The organism is Aquimarina gracilis (assembly GCF_035285365.1).
In the GTDB taxonomy this organism is placed as follows: Bacteria; Bacteroidota; Bacteroidia; order Flavobacteriales; family Flavobacteriaceae; genus Aquimarina; species Aquimarina gracilis.
This window is the reverse complement of sequence record NZ_JAYKLX010000009.1, coordinates 235,953-254,190: the sequence shown is the minus strand read 5'-3', so window position 1 is coordinate 254,190 and position 18,238 is coordinate 235,953. Positions and strand designations below refer to the sequence as shown.

General features: G+C 34.4%; 17 protein-coding genes. 8 read left to right on the top strand and 9 right to left on the bottom strand.

The annotated features are described in order from the left end of the window. Nucleotides 1–18: 18 nt before the first annotated feature. The 3 genes from U6A24_RS19375 to U6A24_RS19365 all read left to right on the top strand — a co-directional run bounded on the left by U6A24_RS19375 (nucleotide 19) and on the right by U6A24_RS19365 (nucleotide 2,050). The gene (locus U6A24_RS19375; protein WP_324181669.1) at nucleotides 19–366 is read left to right on the top strand and encodes a T9SS type A sorting domain-containing protein; all 348 of its coding nucleotides are present in this window, start codon (nucleotides 19–21) and stop codon (nucleotides 364–366) included. Nucleotides 367–498: 132 nt separating this feature from the next. After that, nucleotides 499–1,479, top strand: coding sequence for a LuxE/PaaK family acyltransferase (locus tag U6A24_RS19370; RefSeq protein WP_324181668.1), 981 nt, complete (start codon nucleotides 499–501; stop codon nucleotides 1,477–1,479). 121 nt (nucleotides 1,480–1,600) lie between these two features. Further along, nucleotides 1,601–2,050 carry a YHS domain-containing (seleno)protein gene (locus U6A24_RS19365; RefSeq protein ID WP_324181667.1) on the top strand — a complete coding sequence of 150 codons (450 nt, stop codon included), beginning with the start codon at nucleotides 1,601–1,603 and terminating at the stop codon, nucleotides 2,048–2,050. Between the two features lie 170 nt (nucleotides 2,051–2,220). On the opposite strand, the gene U6A24_RS19360 is transcribed toward U6A24_RS19365, so the two are convergent. Further along, complete coding sequence (locus U6A24_RS19360; protein WP_324181666.1) at nucleotides 2,221–2,940, bottom strand: LytR/AlgR family response regulator transcription factor; 720 nt, start codon at nucleotides 2,938–2,940, stop codon at nucleotides 2,221–2,223. A gap of 25 nt (nucleotides 2,941–2,965) precedes the next feature. Next, nucleotides 2,966–4,027, bottom strand: a complete 1,062-nt coding sequence (locus tag U6A24_RS19355) for a sensor histidine kinase (protein ID WP_324181665.1) — start codon at nucleotides 4,025–4,027, stop codon at nucleotides 2,966–2,968. Between the two features lie 285 nt (nucleotides 4,028–4,312). Between U6A24_RS19355 and U6A24_RS19350 the strand changes: the two genes are divergently transcribed. Continuing rightward, the gene (locus U6A24_RS19350; RefSeq protein ID WP_324181664.1) at nucleotides 4,313–6,709 is read left to right on the top strand and encodes a TonB-dependent receptor domain-containing protein; all 2,397 of its coding nucleotides are present in this window, start codon (nucleotides 4,313–4,315) and stop codon (nucleotides 6,707–6,709) included. A gap of 120 nt (nucleotides 6,710–6,829) precedes the next feature. Here the strand turns inward: U6A24_RS19350 and tyrS are convergent, their stop codons facing one another. Beyond that, nucleotides 6,830–8,125, bottom strand: coding sequence for a tyrosine--tRNA ligase (gene tyrS, locus U6A24_RS19345; protein WP_324181663.1), 1,296 nt, complete (start codon nucleotides 8,123–8,125; stop codon nucleotides 6,830–6,832). 110 nt (nucleotides 8,126–8,235) lie between these two features. Here tyrS and U6A24_RS19340 point away from each other — a divergent pair, with 110 nt between their 5' ends. Continuing rightward, on the top strand, nucleotides 8,236–9,246 hold the full coding sequence (locus U6A24_RS19340; protein WP_324181662.1) for an NAD-dependent epimerase/dehydratase family protein: 1,011 nt from the start codon (nucleotides 8,236–8,238) through the stop codon (nucleotides 9,244–9,246). Here the strand turns inward: U6A24_RS19340 and U6A24_RS19335 are convergent. The 3 genes from U6A24_RS19335 to U6A24_RS19325 are packed head-to-tail and all read right to left on the bottom strand — an operon-like array spanning nucleotide 9,221 to nucleotide 11,795. Then, the gene (locus tag U6A24_RS19335; RefSeq protein ID WP_324181661.1) at nucleotides 9,221–9,724 is read right to left on the bottom strand and encodes a DUF4296 domain-containing protein; all 504 of its coding nucleotides are present in this window, start codon (nucleotides 9,722–9,724) and stop codon (nucleotides 9,221–9,223) included. The genes U6A24_RS19340 and U6A24_RS19335 overlap by 26 nt on opposite strands. Then, nucleotides 9,721–11,061 carry a dihydroorotase gene (locus U6A24_RS19330; protein WP_324181660.1) on the bottom strand — a complete coding sequence of 447 codons (1,341 nt, stop codon included), beginning with the start codon at nucleotides 11,059–11,061 and terminating at the stop codon, nucleotides 9,721–9,723. The genes U6A24_RS19335 and U6A24_RS19330 overlap by 4 nt, the downstream gene beginning before the upstream one ends. A 2-nt stretch (nucleotides 11,062–11,063) precedes the next feature. After that, entirely contained in the window at nucleotides 11,064–11,795 is a 732-nt protein-coding gene (locus U6A24_RS19325) for a polyprenol monophosphomannose synthase (RefSeq protein WP_324181659.1), read from the bottom strand. A 95-nt stretch (nucleotides 11,796–11,890) separates the two neighbouring features. Between U6A24_RS19325 and U6A24_RS19320 the strand changes: the two genes are divergently transcribed. Both U6A24_RS19320 and U6A24_RS19315 read left to right on the top strand, forming a co-directional pair. Next, nucleotides 11,891–12,544, top strand: coding sequence for a DUF4271 domain-containing protein (locus tag U6A24_RS19320; protein WP_324181658.1), 654 nt, complete (start codon nucleotides 11,891–11,893; stop codon nucleotides 12,542–12,544). A gap of 29 nt (nucleotides 12,545–12,573) precedes the next feature. After that, complete coding sequence (locus tag U6A24_RS19315; RefSeq protein ID WP_324181657.1) at nucleotides 12,574–13,320, top strand: uroporphyrinogen-III synthase; 747 nt, start codon at nucleotides 12,574–12,576, stop codon at nucleotides 13,318–13,320. 105 nt (nucleotides 13,321–13,425) lie between these two features. On the opposite strand, the gene pckA is transcribed toward U6A24_RS19315, so the two are convergent. Together pckA and U6A24_RS19305 are read right to left on the bottom strand one after the other, a co-directional pair. Further along, on the bottom strand, nucleotides 13,426–15,039 hold the full coding sequence (gene pckA / locus U6A24_RS19310; RefSeq protein WP_324181656.1) for a phosphoenolpyruvate carboxykinase (ATP): 1,614 nt from the start codon (nucleotides 15,037–15,039) through the stop codon (nucleotides 13,426–13,428). Nucleotides 15,040–15,107: 68 nt separating this feature from the next. After that, nucleotides 15,108–15,506: a DUF423 domain-containing protein gene (locus tag U6A24_RS19305; RefSeq protein ID WP_324181655.1), complete on the bottom strand. Its 399-nt coding sequence runs from the start codon at nucleotides 15,504–15,506 to the stop codon at nucleotides 15,108–15,110. Between the two features lie 137 nt (nucleotides 15,507–15,643). Between U6A24_RS19305 and U6A24_RS19300 the strand changes: the two genes are divergently transcribed. Beyond that, nucleotides 15,644–17,014: a saccharopine dehydrogenase family protein gene (locus U6A24_RS19300; RefSeq protein ID WP_324181654.1), complete on the top strand. Its 1,371-nt coding sequence runs from the start codon at nucleotides 15,644–15,646 to the stop codon at nucleotides 17,012–17,014. Nucleotides 17,015–17,073: 59 nt separating this feature from the next. Here the strand turns inward: U6A24_RS19300 and U6A24_RS19295 are convergent, their stop codons facing one another. Continuing rightward, nucleotides 17,074–18,177 carry an acyltransferase family protein gene (locus tag U6A24_RS19295; RefSeq protein ID WP_324181653.1) on the bottom strand — a complete coding sequence of 368 codons (1,104 nt, stop codon included), beginning with the start codon at nucleotides 18,175–18,177 and terminating at the stop codon, nucleotides 17,074–17,076. Between the last annotated feature and the right edge of the window lie 61 nt (nucleotides 18,178–18,238).

Genomic DNA, 18,238 nt, shown 5'->3' with positions numbered 1-18,238 from the left:
GCCCCAAAATAATTTTGTATGAAAAAAATCTACTTGCTAGTCATATTTATTGGTTTAGCTTGCTTTTCCTTCACTTCAGGAATTCAGGCTCAAGTTAGCACAACCCAAAAACAAGAGAAAATCGTACAACACAAGATTGATGGATTGCGTGTTTTCCAGAATCCCGCTGCGAGAAATGTTTTATATATTACATCTGCAAAACAACTTACCAAAACAGTCACTATTTATACCGTACTTGGTAAAAAAGTAATGTTTGAAGTGCTTTTTGGAACAGAACTAGATATCAGTAGCCTAAATGCTGGTGTATATGTGGCAAAAATCAAAGAAGGAAATAAAGTTGCCACTGTAAAATTCATTAAAAGTTAATACTGCTAGGATTGGTATGCCCTATTCTCAACTAATTTAATCAATTTCCTTTTCTTTTTATCCTTGAATTCTTGTGTAAAAAAGAAAACTCTTTTTATACCTTTGTTCTACTAACTTTGTTGAACAATTCTTATGCTTGCCCATACTATTTTTTCTATTCAAAATGATTCTGATTTTGAGAAGGCAGCACTGCGAGTTTTTAACCATCAATATATCAACAACAAAGTCTATCAAAGATTTTGTAATCTTCTGGGAAGGACCAAAACCTCTGTTAAAAAAATTGAAGATATCCCATACCTACCTATACAATTCTTTAAACAAGAAAAGGTAGTGAGCACGACATCTTCTATATCCAAAATTTTTACCAGTAGTGGCACAACAGGGAGCATTACCAGCAAACATTATGTTAGTGATCTATCCATTTACGAAAAAAGTTTCAAATTAGGATTTCAATATTTTTATGGAGACGTTTCAGAATATATCATTCTTGCATTACTCCCATCTTACCTAGAAAGAGAAGGCTCTTCACTTGTGTACATGGCAGAAAAGTTAATACAGGATAGTAATCACCCAGAAAGTGGCTTCTATCTTAATGAAACAGAAGTATTGGTATCTGTCTTGAAAAAATGTATTTCAGAAAACAAAAAAGTACTTCTTTTAGGCGTTTCCTTTGCTTTGTTAGACTTGGTAGAAAAGCATTCGCTCACTTTGAACGATAATGTTATCGTTATGGAGACTGGCGGGATGAAGGGAAGAAGAAAAGAAATGATTCGACAAGAACTTCATGAGATTCTAAAAAAAGGTTTTAACGTTTCTTCTATTCATAGTGAGTACGGAATGACAGAGTTATTATCCCAAGCTTATTCTAAAGGAGATGGAATATTTCAATGTCCACCATGGATGAAAGTCGTTATTAGAAATCCTGAAGATGCTCTTACTACATTAGGGTCAAATAGAACCGGTGGGATCAATATTATAGATCTGGCCAATACAAATTCTTGTTCATTTATTGCCACCCAAGATCTAGGGAAAATTATTGATAATGACCACTTTGAAATCTTAGGTCGATTTGACAATAGTGATATTAGAGGATGTAATTTGATGGCTCTGTAACATCTTCAAAAAAAGCCTGTCTTTTTATTATAACTTGCTTAAATTCTTATAATTGTGTTAAAGTTGTAATGATTAGATTTTTTTACGACTTAATTATCAAAGCACATTATAAAAGTATATGATGGGAAAAAGATTAGCCATAATTTTATTTGTTTTCGTAAGTACAATAAGTGCACAGCAAATTGATTACAATACCAAAAAAAGCTTTGTTGCCGAAGGATATGATGTAACCGAATATTTTAATAATAAAACGGTAAAAGGAGATAGCAAATTTATAGCCACCTATGATAATGTAAAGTATAAGTTTGCCAGCAAAGAAAACTTGGAAAAGTTTAAAAGTAACCCTAAACAATTTATACCACAGTATGGAGGTTATTGCGCTTATGCAATAGCGGTGAATAATGAAAAAGTTGACATTAACCCCAAAACGTTCGAAATAAGAAATGGTAAACTGTATTTATTTTATAATTCTTGGGGAATAAATACATTAGAAAAGTGGATTAAAGAAGATCCAAAAACATTGCAAGAAAAAGCAGATACGAATTGGCAAAAAATTAAAATAAAAAAGTAATACAGTTGCATCGAACTGTATTTGAATGCTAAGTTTTTTCAATAATTGATTGGTTAGTTGATAAAGCCTACATAGGATACATCCTGGTAGGCTTTATTTTTTGTGATTACAGAATATTAAATACCTGTTAAGCTTTTAATATCAAATTAAGTGGTCTGGTCAACAATATTTTAAAACATCAACGCTTTGATCTTATCGGCATAGCCCCTACTTACCTTTACATTTTCCTGATTTAAGAGAATAAGCATATAGCTTTTACCGTATTTTGCCACTTCTTTGATCTTATCCAGATGCACAATAGTGCTGCGGTGAATTCTTAAAAATTGCTTCGGATCCAGTTTTTCTTCCAATGTACTAATCCCATGATTACTTATAAAAGTATCTGATACAGTATGCAGCTTTGAATAATCGCCATAGGCTTCTATATGATAGATTTCACTTGTCGCCAGGGTAACATACTTTGTTCCTTTTTGTACAATGATTCGTTCAGGAAATTCATGCTTTTTTTGTATGTGCTCCTCAGCCAAAGGTACAATTTGTTTTATCTCTCCAATACGAGAGATAGCTGTATCAAAACGATCCTTGGTATACGGTTTTAGCAAATAATCTACTGCGTGCACCTCAAAAGCTTTAAGTGCATACTGATCATAGGCAGTACTAAACACAATCTGCGGAAGTTCTTCTAGGTGTTGCAACACATCAAAACCGTTCATCCCCGGCATTTGAATATCCATAAATACCAGGTCAGGTTTAAACTCATTAATAATCTTGATGGCATCAACACCATTATTAGCTTCTCCCAACAAGACCAAATCAGAATACGATTCCAAATATTCTTTGATCAAGGTTCGACCTGCTTTTTCATCATCTACTATAACTACTTTCTTCACGTGTATACAATTATTACTGTTTTTCCTAAATACTAAACTGTACTATTAAGCCTCTTGGCTGATTGTCCATTAAAAAAAGCCCTGAGTTGTACATTTTCTCCAATCTTTTTTGTGTGTTACTTAGGCCTACACCAGTCTCCATAATAGAGGCTTTATCAGAAACCCCTACACCAGTATCTTTGATTTCAAATAATAAAGTTCCTTTTTCTTTTTCTTTTATAGTAATATCAATGCGCCCCCCATCGGTAAGAGGAGAAATACCATGTTTCACAGAATTTTCTACCAAAGGTTGTAGCAACATTGGAGGAACTTGCCTTGAAAGTAAATCCTTATCCACATTAATAGTGATTTGTAAGCGGTCTTCAAATCGTTTCTGCTCCAAATCCAAATATTTTCGCACAAAATCTAGCTCATCTTTAAGAGGAACCAAGTCTTCTCTACTGGCACGAAGCTGATATCGAAATAAATCTGCTAAATCGGCAACCATTTCTCGGGTGCCTTCCATTTCTTTAGGGATACTAGCATTAATTGTATTAAACACATTATATAAAAAATGAGGATTTAGTTGTGCCTTGATTGCACTCAATTCACTTTTTAAAGCCGTATTCTTCAGTTCAATCTCATAACGAATTTTGCGTTGATTACTTGTATAATATTCATATGCATGAAACATAGCAAACTGAATCATATAGATAAGTGCCGGAATATAAATATCCCATTTTTCAGGGTTACCTTCTAAATGCATCAAGCCAAAGCGCTCACACACCCAGTAATATCCTTTCCAGGCGACAAGTATAAAAAAAGGTAGCATGATAAAGTGTAACGAGAAACGATACCGAAGTGGCCATTTTCTAAAAACCCTAAAAACTAACCACCAAATCAATGCTGTAGCCATAAACATCAAGCTATACTGAAGTCCTCCGTTATCAAACCATTTCCATAAACTAAATAGCCTTTCCCATCGATCTGGTTTATCCCAATAAATTGTCCAAAGTGTAAATCTGTAGGCAAAGGATAGCATTAGATACAAACCTATAGCCGCTGCAATCTCGCCAACTTTTATTCCGTAAACTGTTTTGTTCCACATAGTATTTGATCTTTCAACATTGAACGTAGCATTACTTCGCTATTCTTTTAAACTAAGATACCATTATATAGATAGTTGCCAAAGCTAATGATAGTATCCCCGCATGGGTGTTCACAAAACTACTCGTAAACCTTATACTGATCAAGAATTTCCAGACGAGTGGCCCTATACGAAGTTAAACAGCCCCTGGTCCATTGATCGATCTATTGGACCACTCGACCAAAACCTCTTTCAACAGTTTTTAAAAGTCTTCACCTTTGAATCAAAATTAGAAATTAAGAAGTCATGAGATCATTGTTATTTATTTTTATCTATCTAGTAGTAAGCACTATTAATCTTCTTTGTGCCCAAACTATTAGTGGAAGTGTTGAAGATTTTACCAATCAACCAGTGCCATATGCCAATGTTATTTTAAAAGATACCAATCAAAAACTAATCAAAGCCGGTATTACCAATGAGAAAGGGGTTTTTATATTAAAAAACATTAAAAACAACACCTATCAACTCACAATTAGCAGTATAGGTTTTAAATCGTATACTAAAACTTTTACTTTTTCAAATAGTGCTATAGCATTAGGAACTATTACCCTGGAACAGAACACAGAAACTCTTGAGGAAGTTACCGTTACTGCCACAAAACCTATTGTAGAGGTAAAGCCCGACAAAACAGTATTTAATGTAGCCGAAACAATCACATCTTCTGGGAACAATAGTTTGGATGTGCTACGCAAAGCTCCTGGGGTTCGTGTTGATAATAATGATGATATTGTAGTAGAAGGCAAAAATGGAGTCCTTATATACATTGATGACCGCCAGAGCTTTCTTCAGGGTGATGATCTTACTACATTTTTACAATCGTTACAAGCAGATGAAATAGAAAGTATAGAGATCATTACGCAACCTTCTTCACAATATGATGCTGCAGGAAATGCTGGAATCATCAACATACGCCTTAAGAGAGAAAAAGGAATAGGTACCGTAGGTAGTTTTTCGAATACGTTAACCTATGGTGATTTTTTAAGAAATAATAGTCAAATAGGAATTACAACAAAGACCAAAAAGTGGACACTAAATGCCAACTACAGTAATTTTATTGGAAAGTCTACTAGTTTTATTAATCTATATCGCATTCAAGGAGATAATATTTTTGATGCCCGTTCTAACTCTGAAAATGATGTAACCAATCACAATATTCGTGCCTCGGCAGATTATGTAATCAATACCAAAAATACAATTGGGGTTTCTGCCAACCTCTCTTTGAGAGATGCTTCTTCGGAAACAAATTCCAGAACCCCAATCATCCAAAGAAATACAGGTGTGATCGACAGTATATTACTCGCACCAAATAGCAACAAAAATGAAAGCTTGAACCTAAACACTAATCTTAACTACCGCTATAAAGACACACTAGGCAGAAGCTTACTAATTGATCTAAACTATGGGCGTTATGAAAGAGATCGTTTTAACAATCAGCCTAACTTTTATGTCACCTCAGAAGGAAATCCTTTGAATGAAAATATTACTGCACAAGATACCCCTATCGATATAGACATTTATGTAGCCAAAGCTGATTATGAACAATCCTTAGGAAAAGGAACACTATCTTTTGGATCAAAGCTTTCTTTTGTAAAAACTGATAATACGTTTGACTTCTTTACCATCCAGAATGGAGTTCGTTCTTTGGATGAAAACCGAAGCAATACCTTTGTATATGATGAAATCGTTACCGCCGGTTATGTAAATTATAATTTTGGAATTAATAAATTTAAGATACAGGCAGGATTGCGCATGGAAAACACCGATTCTAAAGGAGAACTTACTGCCACAAGTCAAAATGATGACAGAGTTGTAGAACGAAATTATACAGATTGGTTTCCGTCTGGTGGCCTTACTTATCAAGCTTCTAGAAATCATTCTCTAGCCTTAATATATAGCCGTAGAATACAACGACCAAACTACCAGGCATTAAACCCTTTCGAATTTCAATTGGATGAATTAAGTTTTAGAAGAGGTAACCCCTTCTTACAACCTCAGTACACAGATAACCTAAAGTTATCTCATACCTACAAATACACGCTTACAACCAGCTTAAGCTATTCTTTTATAAACGACTTTTTTGCACAAGTGACTGAAGCAGAAGGTGAAAACAGAAACTTTATTAATACTCGTAACGTTGCCAATCAAGAGGTTATTAATTTGAGTATTTCTTACCCTAAGAAAATTAATGATTGGTGGAGCGTTTATATGAGTGGATACGTATTTTACAGTAATTTCAAACCCACAGACCCTTCATTCATCGCAGTAGACCAGACAACCTATGGTGGGTATGCACAAAGTACATTTACGCTGGGTAAAGGGTTAACTTTTGAGGTGAGCGGTTGGTATAGTAGCCCATCTATTTGGGGTGGCACCTATAATACTGATTCTCTTGGAGCCTTAAATATTGGACTACAAAAGAAATGGGACAATTGGACAGTCAAACTTACCGGAAACGATATCTTATATACCATTCCCTGGAGAGGAACCACCCAATTTGGAGATCTTTTTATTGATGGAAGAGGTGGTAATGATAGTCGAACCGTGCAATTTTATATCAGTCATTCTTTTGGTAACAAAGACGTTAAGTCCAAAAAACAGCGCAAATCGGGTCTAGAAGATGAGCAAGACCGTATAGAGAATTAACCGAAGGCACTCATCAATCAAAAAACTTTGTTCTATTAATTAAAAAAATCTCTTGATTCCTGATTTAATATCTTATTTCAGATCTCAAGAGATTTAATGTTTTTGGTTTAAAATAACGGCTTAAACCACTCTTATCACAAAATAGTTTTTCTTACCACGTTGCAAAAGAACAAATTGATTGTTAATCAAGTCATCTTTGGTAATCGAAAAACCTTCTTTTACCTTTTCTTTATTTACAGAAATAGAGTTTTCTTTTAAAGCGCGTCTTGCTTCTCCATTTGACTTTAAAAAACCTGTATGCTCTGCCAATGCGCCAATAATATCCAATCCGTTTGAAATTGCTTCTTTTGATATTTCGGCTTGTGGCACTCCATCAAAAACATCCAAAAAGGTAGCTTCATCCAGTTGTTTTAGATCTTCGGAAGTTGATTTACCAAATAAGATATTCGAAGCTTTAATTGCATTATCCAAATCCTCTTGAGAATGAACAATCACTGTAACCTCATCTGCCAATCTCTTTTGTAAAATTCGCATATGTGGTGCCTCTTTGTGCTCTGCTATCAGGTTTTCAATCTCCTCTTTATTCAGGAACGTAAAAATCTTGATGTATTTCTCGGCATCCTCATCACTAGTGTTTAACCAATACTGATAAAATTTATACGGTGAAGTTCTATTGGCATCTAGCCATACATTTCCGCCTTCAGATTTACCAAATTTTGAACCATCAGATTTGGTAATTAATGGGCATGTAAGTGCATACCCCTTACCTCCTCCTATTCTTCTTATCAACTCGGTCCCGGTGGTAATATTTCCCCATTGGTCACTACCTCCCATTTGTAAAGTACAGTCATGGTTTTGATATAAGTGAAGAAAATCATAACCCTGCACAAGTTGATATGTAAATTCTGTAAATGACATCCCTTCAGATGATTCTGATGAAATTCTATTTTTTACAGAATCTTTGGCCATCATATAGTTTACAGTGATATGCTTACCCACATCTCTTATGAATCCAAGAAATGAAAACTCCTTCATCCAATCATAATTATTCACCAAAACGGCAGCATTGGGAGCATTGCTTTCAAAATCTAAAAATCTTGATAATTGTTCCTTTATAGCTTCTTGATTGTGGCGTAATGTCTTTTCATCAAGAAGGTTACGCTCTGCCGACTTTCCAGATGGATCCCCAATCATACCAGTCGCACCACCCACCAAAGCAAAAGGTTTGTGTCCTGCTCTTTGATAATGAGCCAATAGCATAATAGGCACAAGGTTACCAATGTGTAATGAATCTGCCGTAGGATCAAATCCCACATAAGCCGATCTCATTTGCTCCATTAAGTATTCTTCTGTTCCTGGCATTGCATCGTGTAACATGCCTCTCCAACCTAACTCTTCTATAAAATTCTTGGTCATTTTTATCGATTTCCTTTAGAAGCGACAAAGATAAAAATCTGAATAATATTGAGCTATGAATACTTCAGAAATCCAAAATATACTTACTTTAGTAACGCATTACATAAATCATGATATTAGTTACAGGAGCAACAGGTTTAGTAGGAACTCACTTATTAGTAAAGCTAGTTCAGGAAAAACAGCCAATTCGTGCCCTATATCGGTCTGAAACTAAAAAAGAACATGCCCGAGAAGTATTTTCTTATTACTTCGCAAAAAAGGACCAAACAGTTTTTGATACTATAGATTGGGTAAAAGGAGATATTACAGATATTCCTTCTCTTACAGATGCTTTTGAAGGAGTAACTCATGTATATCACTGTGCTGCCTGGATCACCTTTAATGCAAAACATTACAAAAACCTTCGAAAGGTTAATATTGAAGGAACCGCAAATATTGTCAATCTTTGTTTAGTTCATCATGTCAAAAAGTTATGTTATGTAAGCTCCATCGCAACTTTGGAAGAAGATCCAGCCGTATCTTTTATTGACGAAACTGCAGAATGGAATCCTGAAACCCAAAAATCTGTTTATGCTATTACAAAGTATGGTGCAGAAATGGAAGTTTGGCGTGGAACCCAAGAAAATCTAAAAGTAGTCATTGTAAATCCTGGAATTATTATTGGACCGGGATATTTTAATGGTGGCAGTGGTTTTATGTTTAAGAAGATACATGCCGGCATGAAATATTACACTACGGGTACCACAGGCTATGTAGCTGTAACCGATGTCATAAATATCATGCATCAACTTATGACTGGGAATCACCAAAACCAACGATATATTGTAGTTGCAGAAAACTTAAGCTATAAAGATGCTTTTACAAAAATTGCTTTAGCCTTAAATAAACCTGCTCCAACAAAAGAAGCAACGTCTTTTTTATTGTATGTTGCTTATTATCTTCAATTGGTAAGTCACTTCTTGTTTAGAACAAAACGATCTATATTTAAATCTTCGATTCGTAGCGCTTTATCAAATTCGTTTTATAAAAATGATAAAGTAAAAGAAGAGCTTAATTATACATTCTCTCCAGTTGATATTGCTATTAACGAAACGGCTACTCGTTTTCTGAAGAATTTTTAAACCGTTTGGCTTTTGCCTTTTCTATTTCTTCATTAATCCCTTTTTCTATATTAGACACTTTCTCTTTCTTAGAATTTAAAGTATCCTTTGCTTTTTTAATAGAGTCCTTGACTTTTTTTATTGAGTCCTCTTTTATTTTAAGTTTCTCGTATTTGTTTTTGGAAGTCTCTAAATTCGCCTTTACACGTTTGAAAATTTCTTCATATTTCTCTAATTGACTAGTGTACCAAATATTGTTTTGTGAGAATACGGCACTATCTATATCATGCTTATTTAAAATATAATTCTCGGGGTTTATTTTTTTGGTTTCCAGCACTTTCCTATAAGAGGTTTTTGTCGCCTTAATAAATGCCATATCCGTTAAGATTTCTACCATTTTATCCTCTTCGATAAATACCTCGGGCTTTTCTGGTTTTTCGATACTCTGACAAGAAAAGACGATTAGAACAATAACGAAATAGATATTTTTTTTTATCATCTGTCAAAAGTTAATCGTTGTCCGTTTTTAACATCATAGAATTTAAAATCTTCGTAAACCAAACTTCCATTAATAAGAGTATGGGTGATTCTTGACGTAAACGTGGTTCCTTCAAAAGGAGACCAACCACATTTGTATGCAACATTATCCTTGTCTACTGTCCACGGTGCATTAAGATCCACCAAAACTGCATCGGCATGATACCCTTCTTTAATATAGCCTCTTTTTTCTACTTGAAACAAAATTGCCGGATTGTGACACATTTTTTCAACGATTTTCTCCAAACTAATTTTATCCTTATGATAAAACTCGAGCATTGCAGGAAGTGCATGTTGCACAAGTGGACCACCAGAAGGTGCTTTGGTATACACATTTTCTTTTTCTTCGGTTGTATGAGGAGCGTGATCTGTTGCTATAACATCCAATCGATCATCCAATAACGCTTCAAACAAAGCCGACCTATCTTTGGCTGTCTTTACGGCTGGATTCCATTTGATTAAAGTACCTTTTTCTTTATAATCAGCATCTGAAAACCATAAGTGGTGAATACAAACCTCGGCGGTTATTTTTTTATCTTTTAAAGGAATATCATTGCTAAACAGTTCTAGTTCTTTTGCTGTAGAAAGATGAAAAACATGAAGTCTAGCACCGGTTTTCTTGGCAAGTGCCACAGCGTTTGACGAAGAAATATAACATGCTTCTTCACTTCGAATCACAGGATGCATTTCTATCGGGATATCATCTCCATACTTAGCTTTATATTTAGCTGTATTATCTCTTATAGTTTGCTCATCTTCACAATGCACCGAAATCACCAAGTCTGTAGAAGAAAATATTTTTTCTAGTACTTCGGGATTATCTACAAGCATATTTCCGGTTGAAGATCCTAAGAATAACTTAAGTCCAGCTACCTTCCTGGGGTCAACCTTTAAAATTTCATCAAGATTATCATTGGTACCACCAAACATAAAAGAATAGTTGGCATAACTTGTTTTTGATGCAATCTCGAATTTATCCTCAAGCTTTTCTATTGTTGTTGTCTGCGGAACCGTATTTGGCATCTCAATAAAAGAGGTAATTCCTCCTGCGACGGCTGCTCTGGACTCTGTTTCTATAGTAGCTTTATGCGTTAAACCTGGTTCCCTAAAGTGTACCTGATCATCAATTACTCCCGGCAACAAATATTTACCTTTGGCATCAATAATCTGAACATTTGGAGACTTGACAGTTATTTGTGACGCTATTTCTTTAAAAATACCATTTTCGATGTAAACATCTCCATTAAAAATCGTTCCTTCATTAACGATATTTGCGTTTTTTATTAGCACAGTATTCATAATCATATTTCGTAACGCTTAAACAAGCTTTTAAGTTTCATTGTTATTACTCCAAAAACGGCTTCAGAGATTATTCCTTTACTCATTTTTGAGTTACCCTTAGTTCTATCTGTAAAGACCACCGGAATTTCTTTAATCTTAAATTTTAATAAATACGCTTTAAATTTCATTTCAATCTGAAATGCATATCCTACAAATCTAATTTTATCGAGATTTATCTTTTCAAGAACCTCTCTTTTATAACAGATAAATCCGGCCGTTGTGTCATGAATATCCATTCCTGTTATAAATCTCACGTATTTTGAAGCTAACCAAGATAGCAAAACCCTCCCCATAGGCCAGTTTACAACATTTACCCCGGTAACATATCTTGAACCTATAGCAACCTGTGAAGTCCCTTTTGAACAGGCGTTGTACAATCTTATCAAATCATTGGGATTATGAGAAAAATCGGCATCCATCTCAAAAATATAGGCATAAGACCGTTCTAAAGCCCATTTAAACCCTGCTATATAAGCCGTTCCCAATCCCAATTTACCTTCCCGCTCCAATAAAAAAAGGCCTTCGGGATATTCTAATTGTAGCTCTTTAACCTTAGTTCCCGTACCATCAGGAGAGTTATCATCAACGATAAGTATATGAAAATCACGCTGAAGCGAAAATACATTTCTAATGATGCGCTCTACATTTTCAATTTCATTATAAGTTGGAATAATGACTAAGGCTTCTGCCATCGATGTTATTTTTCAAGCAAATATAACTAAATAATCATAGCGATTTTTTTGTTTTTATGAGTTAATTGATCGTAATTTTATCGCCACTATTGAGTATGGAAATTATTACAAGAGAAATACTATCAACAAACTGGCTTACCATTCTATTTTTAATAAGTCTTGGATTACTAGTAACAGCAAAAGGACTGAATAGCCTAAGGTTTTCTGATTTTATGATGTTATTTAACAATAATAAGTACATAATATCATATCAAAAACCCAATAAACTCTCTTCGCCTTTTAATGCGGTATTATTGATTTTACAAATTGCTTCTGCTTCTCTTTTTATATTTCTATGCTTACATGTTTTTGAACTAGAATTAGCTTCCTTTGAGATTACTTTGTTTTTTAAAATCACAATAGTTTATGGTGTGACTATTATGTTTAAATTATTAGTAGAAAAAATCGTTGCCACTATTTTTTCTATTGATGATATTATTGATGAGTATTTATTTTACAAAATATCTTATCGTAATTTTATGGGAGTTATATTATTACCCATTAATATTGTATTTGTATATGCGCTACAACCTACAAAAATCATATTTATTGTCTTATTTGCTTTACTGCTGATTTTAAACCTAATAGTACTTATCTCTTTTTACCGAAAAAATGAAAATGTCATTTTAAACCACTTATTTTATTTTATTTTGTATCTTTGCGCACTTGAAATCGCACCCTATTTTATACTGTATAAGCTTATTAAGTAATTAGTAGGACCGTTACAAAAAGAATATATATGAAAGTGAAAACAATTTTGGTCTCACAACCAGAGCCTAAAGTGGAAAATTCACCTTATTTTGATTTAGAAGAAAAGGAAAAAGTAAAAATTGACTTTATCCCCTTCATTCATGTAGAAGGCGTTGACGCAAAGGAAGTAAGGTTACAAAAAGTGGATTTATCACAATACACTGCTATTATTCTTACAAGCCGTAACTCTGTAGATCATTTCTTCAGAATTGCAGAAGAAATGCGTTATAAAGTTCCGGATACACTTAAATATTTCTGTCAAAGTGAGGCCGTAGCGTATTATCTGCAGAAGTATGTAGTATACCGAAAAAGAAAAATCTATGTTGGCAAACGTACTTTTCAAGAGCTTGCACCATTAATTAAGAAATACAAAAACGAAAAGTTCTTACTACCTTCTTCAGACAAGTTAAAACCTTTAATTCCAGACACCTTAAACAACCTTAAAGTTGAATGGAAACAGGGAGTGTTTTACAAAACTGTAGTGAGTGATCTATCGAATCTGAGAGATGTTTTTTATGACATCCTGGTTTTCTTTAGTCCTTCTGGAATACAATCATTATTTGAGAACTTTCCAGATTTTAAGCAAAACGATACAAGAATTGCTGTTTTCGGAAATTCGACCGTTAAAGCTGCTGAAGAGCATAATCTAGTGGTTAATATACAGGCTCCTACACCTGAGACACCATCGATGACAATGGCACTTCAAAAGTATATCAAAGAAGTAAACAAGAAATAAAGTTTTCTAATCAATACTTAAAAAAGAAAAAGAAGACTGTTACAAAAATAAAAAAGGTCTAAACGTTTTGTTTAGACCTTTTTGTTTTATGAAGATATAATTTCCTTAAAAACCATATCGCTGAGGGCCTCCTCGTCTTATTTCTTCATTGGCATAAGATTCGAATTTCTTGAAATTCTCTCTAAATGCATTTGTTAACTTAAAAGCAGTTTTATAGTATGCTTCATCATCATTCCAAGTGGCTCTAGGACTCAATACACTATCGGGAACTCCTGGACATGTTCTTGGCTGTGCTACTCCAAATACAGAGTGAATATGATAATCATCATAAGAATACAATCCTAAATCACCATTTAATACTGCCTGGATCATTGCACGAGTATATTTCAGTTTGATTCTGCTCCCAACACCATAGGGACCACCAGTCCATCCAGTATTTACTAGCCATACATTCACACCGGTATCTTTCATTTTCTTAATAAGCATCTCTGCATATTCGGCAGGATGTAATGGCATAAATGGTGCTCCAAAACAAGCCGAGAACGAAGGTTGAGGCTCTACGACCCCAGCTTCGGTACCAGCTACTTTTGCCGTATATCCAGAAATAAAGTGATATGCGGCTTGACTAGGCGTAAGTTTTGATATTGGAGGCATTACTCCAAAGGCATCAGCAGTAAGAAAGAATATATTCTTTGGATTTTCACCAATGGAAGGTGTTTGAATATTCTCGATGTGATAAATAGGATAGCTTACTCGTGTATTTTGTGTAATAGACGTATCAGCATAATCTACTTCTCCATCTTTAATAATCACATTTTCCAGAATTGCTCCTTCTTTGATAGCTCCATAAATTTCTGGTTCTTTTTCTGCAGATAGATCAATCACTTTTGCATAACAACCTCCTTCAAAATTGAAGATTGTATTTTCTTTGGTCCAACCATGTTCGTCGTCGCCAATCAACCTACGTTTTGGATCTGTAGACAACGTTGTTTTACCGGTACCCGAAAGTCCAAAGAAAATCGCCGTATCTCCTTCTTCTCCTATATTAGCAGAACAGTGCATTGGAAAACAATCACGCTGAACAGGCAGAATGAAATTCAATGCAGAAAAAATCCCTTTCTTGATTTCTCCTGTATACCCTGTGCCACCAATAAGTGCAACTTTTCTATCAAAGTTCAGAATAGCAAAATTATGCTGTCTGGTACCATCAACTTTAGGATCTGCCATAAACCCAGGTGCATTGATCACAACCCACTCTGGATCAAAATCCTTAAGTTCTTCATTGGTTGGTCTTAAAAACATATTGTATGCAAACATGTTCGACCATGGATACTCGTTAATTACTCGTATATTTAATCTGTACTCGGGATCTGCACATGCATAACTGTCACGTACAAAAACTTCCTTTCCAGAAAGATAGTCTGTTACTTTGTCGTACAATGCATCGAATGCCGCAGGTTCAAAAGGGATATTAATATCACCCCACCAAATTTTGTCTTTAGTGATATGGTCTTTTACGATAAATCGATCCATAGGAGAACGACCTGTAAACTCACCAGTATTAACAGCGAGTGTTCCAGAATTTGTAAGTTGCCCTTGACCTTTTTGCAATGCTTCTTCCTGTAATTCCTTAGGAGATAATTGGTAACGCATTGTAGCATCATTAATACCGTAATGCTTTAACGAAAACGTTTTCGTAATTGGATACAGTGGTTCCATAAAAATATATCATGTTTGTTATGTACGTGCAAAATTATAAATAATAATTACACTATCAGCCAAAATACCTACTTAATCTTGGTAAGTGCAATAATAAAGAGAATCCACCCAAAAATTAACAAAAAACCTCCCAAAGGTGTAATAAAACCAAGGCTTGATAAAGAAATTCCCAATACTTCATCTATCGCCAAAAGGTATATTGACCCCGAAAAAAGGGTTATTCCCCCCAAGAAAAAATAAAATATACGCTTCTTAAAAGTAGAATTCAAAACCGTCATGTTTCCCAGAATAATGCAAACGATTGCGTGATACATTTGATATCGCACTCCCGTCTCAAAAGAGGTAACACTTTTGACATCGACCAACTTCTCTAAACCATGAGCACCAAAAGCACCAAAAAGCACAGCCAACAATCCCAAAACAGCACCAGTAATCAAGATTGTTTTATTTTCTTTAATTTTATTCATATTTGATTTTATAAAAAGCCACATTGTAACTATTAGACACTTTTTCCGCTTAAAAGGAATTAATCCTATAGAATCAAAGCTCTATTTCTTATAGTATTTACTACTTTCGTATCAAAGTTATCAAAATATAAGCAGGTATGCGAAAGATTCTGGTTATTGGTGCAGGTAAGTCTACAGCCGTTTTAATTAAATATTTTCAGGACAAATCTATTTCTGAAAAACTTCATATAACGATTGGCGATATTTCAATTGAAAATGCAAACCATCTTGCCAATAACCACCCAAATACCAAAGCTATTCTTCTTGATGTATTTGACAAAAACTCTAGAGAGAAAGCTATTCAAGAAGCCGACATAGTGGTTTCTATGCTTCCAGCTCGATTTCATATAGAAGTAGCCAAAGATTGCTTGTTATTTGGTAAATGCATGGTTACCGCTTCTTATGTGAGCCCCAAAATGCAACAACTAGACAAACAGGTTCAAGAAAAAGGGCTGGTGTTTATGAATGAAATAGGTGTTGACCCTGGCATTGATCATATGAGTGCAATGCAGGTAATAGATCGCATTAGAAATCAGGGTGGTAAAATTATTTTATTTGAATCTTTTACAGGTGGTTTGGTTGCTCCTGAAAGTGACACCAACCTATGGAACTATAAATTTACCTGGAATCCCAGAAATGTAGTGATTGCGGGACAAGGTGGTGCAGCAGAATTTCTTCAGGAAGGAACTTATAAATACATTCCCTATCATAAACTATTCAGAAGGACCGAGTTTCTAGAGGTTGAAGGCTATGGGCGCTTTGAAGCCTATGCCAACCGAAACTCCTTAAAATATCAAAGTATTTATGGATTAGATAATATCTTAACCCTTTATCGTGGAACAATACGCAGGGTTGGCTTCTCTAGAGCATGGAACACCTTTGTCCAATTAGGAATGACTGCAGACGATTATACTATCACGAATTCTGAGAATATGAGTTATCGGGATTTCACAAATTCGTTTTTGGCTTATTCACCATCAGATTCGGTAGAACTAAAATTAAGGCATTATCTGAAAATTGATCAGGATGATATCATGTGGGATAAACTGCTTGAACTGGATCTTTTTAATTCCGATAAAAAAGTAGGTATCCCAAATGCTACTCCAGCTCAAATTCTCCAAAAAATCTTAATGGATAAATGGACCCTGGATAAGGGAGATAAAGATATGATTGTTATGTATCATAAATTTGGATACGAACTTAATGGGGAACGTAAACAAATTGATGCCACTATGGTAAGTATTGGAGAAGATCAAACTTATACAGCTATGGCCAGAACTGTTGGATTACCCGTTGCTATGGCTACATTGCGAATATTAAATAAACAAATTACTTCCACTGGTGTTCAGATTCCTATTCACAAAGAAATTTATGAACCGATTCTTAAGGAGCTTGAAGAATACGGCATTGTATTTCATGAACAAGAATGCGACTATATGGGCTATAATCCCGATGGCGTAAAAGGATAATTAGGATTTCTTTGGCAAACACAAGTGTTTTCTCCGCCCTAATCATCGCAATTACAAATTCAAGAAATACTTGCTTGATCTGTCCTATATCGCATTAACTTCGATTTATAACGCAATAGCGGTCTCTCAAATATATAATAGGACGATGTGGATATTAAGAAAACGAAAAAAACAGGTAAAACAATTCCAGAAACAGGAATAGAAGTATCGTTTAGTTGTAAGTCTGTAATTCCAAAAAAGTAAAAAACAATATAATGATATAAATATACCCCATAACTTATCCTACCCACAAATCCAACCACTTTATTGGTAAACAAGTAATTAATTAAATTTTTTCTTCCTTCTTGTAACAATATCAGCATAAAGAATAAGGATGAACAAATAGAAAACAATACCAAAAGAATTGCTGCTTTTGGGAAAGCATCAATAATAATTGTTTTATGAACCAAAATTGATAAAATATAAATAAAAACAAATCCTATACACAGTTTTATTTTCAGTGATTTACTTAATCCTCTTATTTGTGGTTCATAAAATGCAAAAACAGAACCTATCGATAAGGAAAGCATCCTAAATTGTGTTCCTCGATATACTAAATTATCGGCTATTGTATTATCAAAGATCACATAAGTGATGACAAGACTTGCGACTACAAGAATTGGGACAACAAATTGAATTATCTTTCTTACCCGTTCTAATCTAAAACTATATAACATAATCGGCCAAAGCAGATAGTAATGTTCTTCTACTGCCAAGGACCATGTGTGCCTTAAGGGATTAGGGTCTGAAGTAAACGAAAAGTAGTAGTTTGACAAATACACAGAAACATACCCAAGTCCTTCCCAGGAAAACAAAAATCCGCATACAATAATTGCCAAATAATATATAGGAAAAATTCGTAATGCACGTTTAATGTAGAATATTTTGAGAGAAAAAATATTTTCCTTTTTTTCCATAATCAAAATACGAGTGATAAGAAATCCACTCAAAACGAAGAAAATATCTACCCCTAAATAGCCCATTTTAGAGGCCAAAATAGCTTGCTTAAATAAATAGCCAATTGAAGTATCTGAAATTTGCGGGATATGTGCTAAAACTATCATCAGTGCTGCATATCCTCTTAACCCATCTAATACTTTTATTTTTGTTACTCCTCTAGACACAAATAGCTCTTATATTGAAAATAAAATAGACATCTCTATTGTATTTTTTCAGGTTTTTAAG

Coding starts and splice junctions, on each gene's coding strand:
- U6A24_RS19375 (WP_324181669.1), top strand. CDS start 19: ATGAAAAAAATCTACTTGCTAGTCATATTTATTGGTTTAGCTTGCTTT.
- U6A24_RS19365 (WP_324181667.1), top strand. CDS start 1,601: ATGGGAAAAAGATTAGCCATAATTTTATTTGTTTTCGTAAGTACAATA.
- U6A24_RS19325 (WP_324181659.1), bottom strand. CDS start 11,795: ATGGCAGAAGCCTTAGTCATTATTCCAACTTATAATGAAATTGAAAAT.
- U6A24_RS19315 (WP_324181657.1), top strand. CDS start 12,574: ATGAAAGTGAAAACAATTTTGGTCTCACAACCAGAGCCTAAAGTGGAA.
- U6A24_RS19370 (WP_324181668.1), top strand. CDS start 499: ATGCTTGCCCATACTATTTTTTCTATTCAAAATGATTCTGATTTTGAG.
- U6A24_RS19320 (WP_324181658.1), top strand. CDS start 11,891: ATGGAAATTATTACAAGAGAAATACTATCAACAAACTGGCTTACCATT.
- U6A24_RS19350 (WP_324181664.1), top strand. CDS start 4,313: ATGAGATCATTGTTATTTATTTTTATCTATCTAGTAGTAAGCACTATT.
- pckA (WP_324181656.1), bottom strand. CDS start 15,039: ATGGAACCACTGTATCCAATTACGAAAACGTTTTCGTTAAAGCATTAC.
- U6A24_RS19305 (WP_324181655.1), bottom strand. CDS start 15,506: ATGAATAAAATTAAAGAAAATAAAACAATCTTGATTACTGGTGCTGTT.
- U6A24_RS19355 (WP_324181665.1), bottom strand. CDS start 4,027: ATGTGGAACAAAACAGTTTACGGAATAAAAGTTGGCGAGATTGCAGCG.
- U6A24_RS19340 (WP_324181662.1), top strand. CDS start 8,236: ATGATATTAGTTACAGGAGCAACAGGTTTAGTAGGAACTCACTTATTA.
- U6A24_RS19330 (WP_324181660.1), bottom strand. CDS start 11,061: ATGAATACTGTGCTAATAAAAAACGCAAATATCGTTAATGAAGGAACG.
- U6A24_RS19300 (WP_324181654.1), top strand. CDS start 15,644: ATGCGAAAGATTCTGGTTATTGGTGCAGGTAAGTCTACAGCCGTTTTA.
- U6A24_RS19335 (WP_324181661.1), bottom strand. CDS start 9,724: ATGATAAAAAAAAATATCTATTTCGTTATTGTTCTAATCGTCTTTTCT.
- tyrS (WP_324181663.1), bottom strand. CDS start 8,125: ATGACCAAGAATTTTATAGAAGAGTTAGGTTGGAGAGGCATGTTACAC.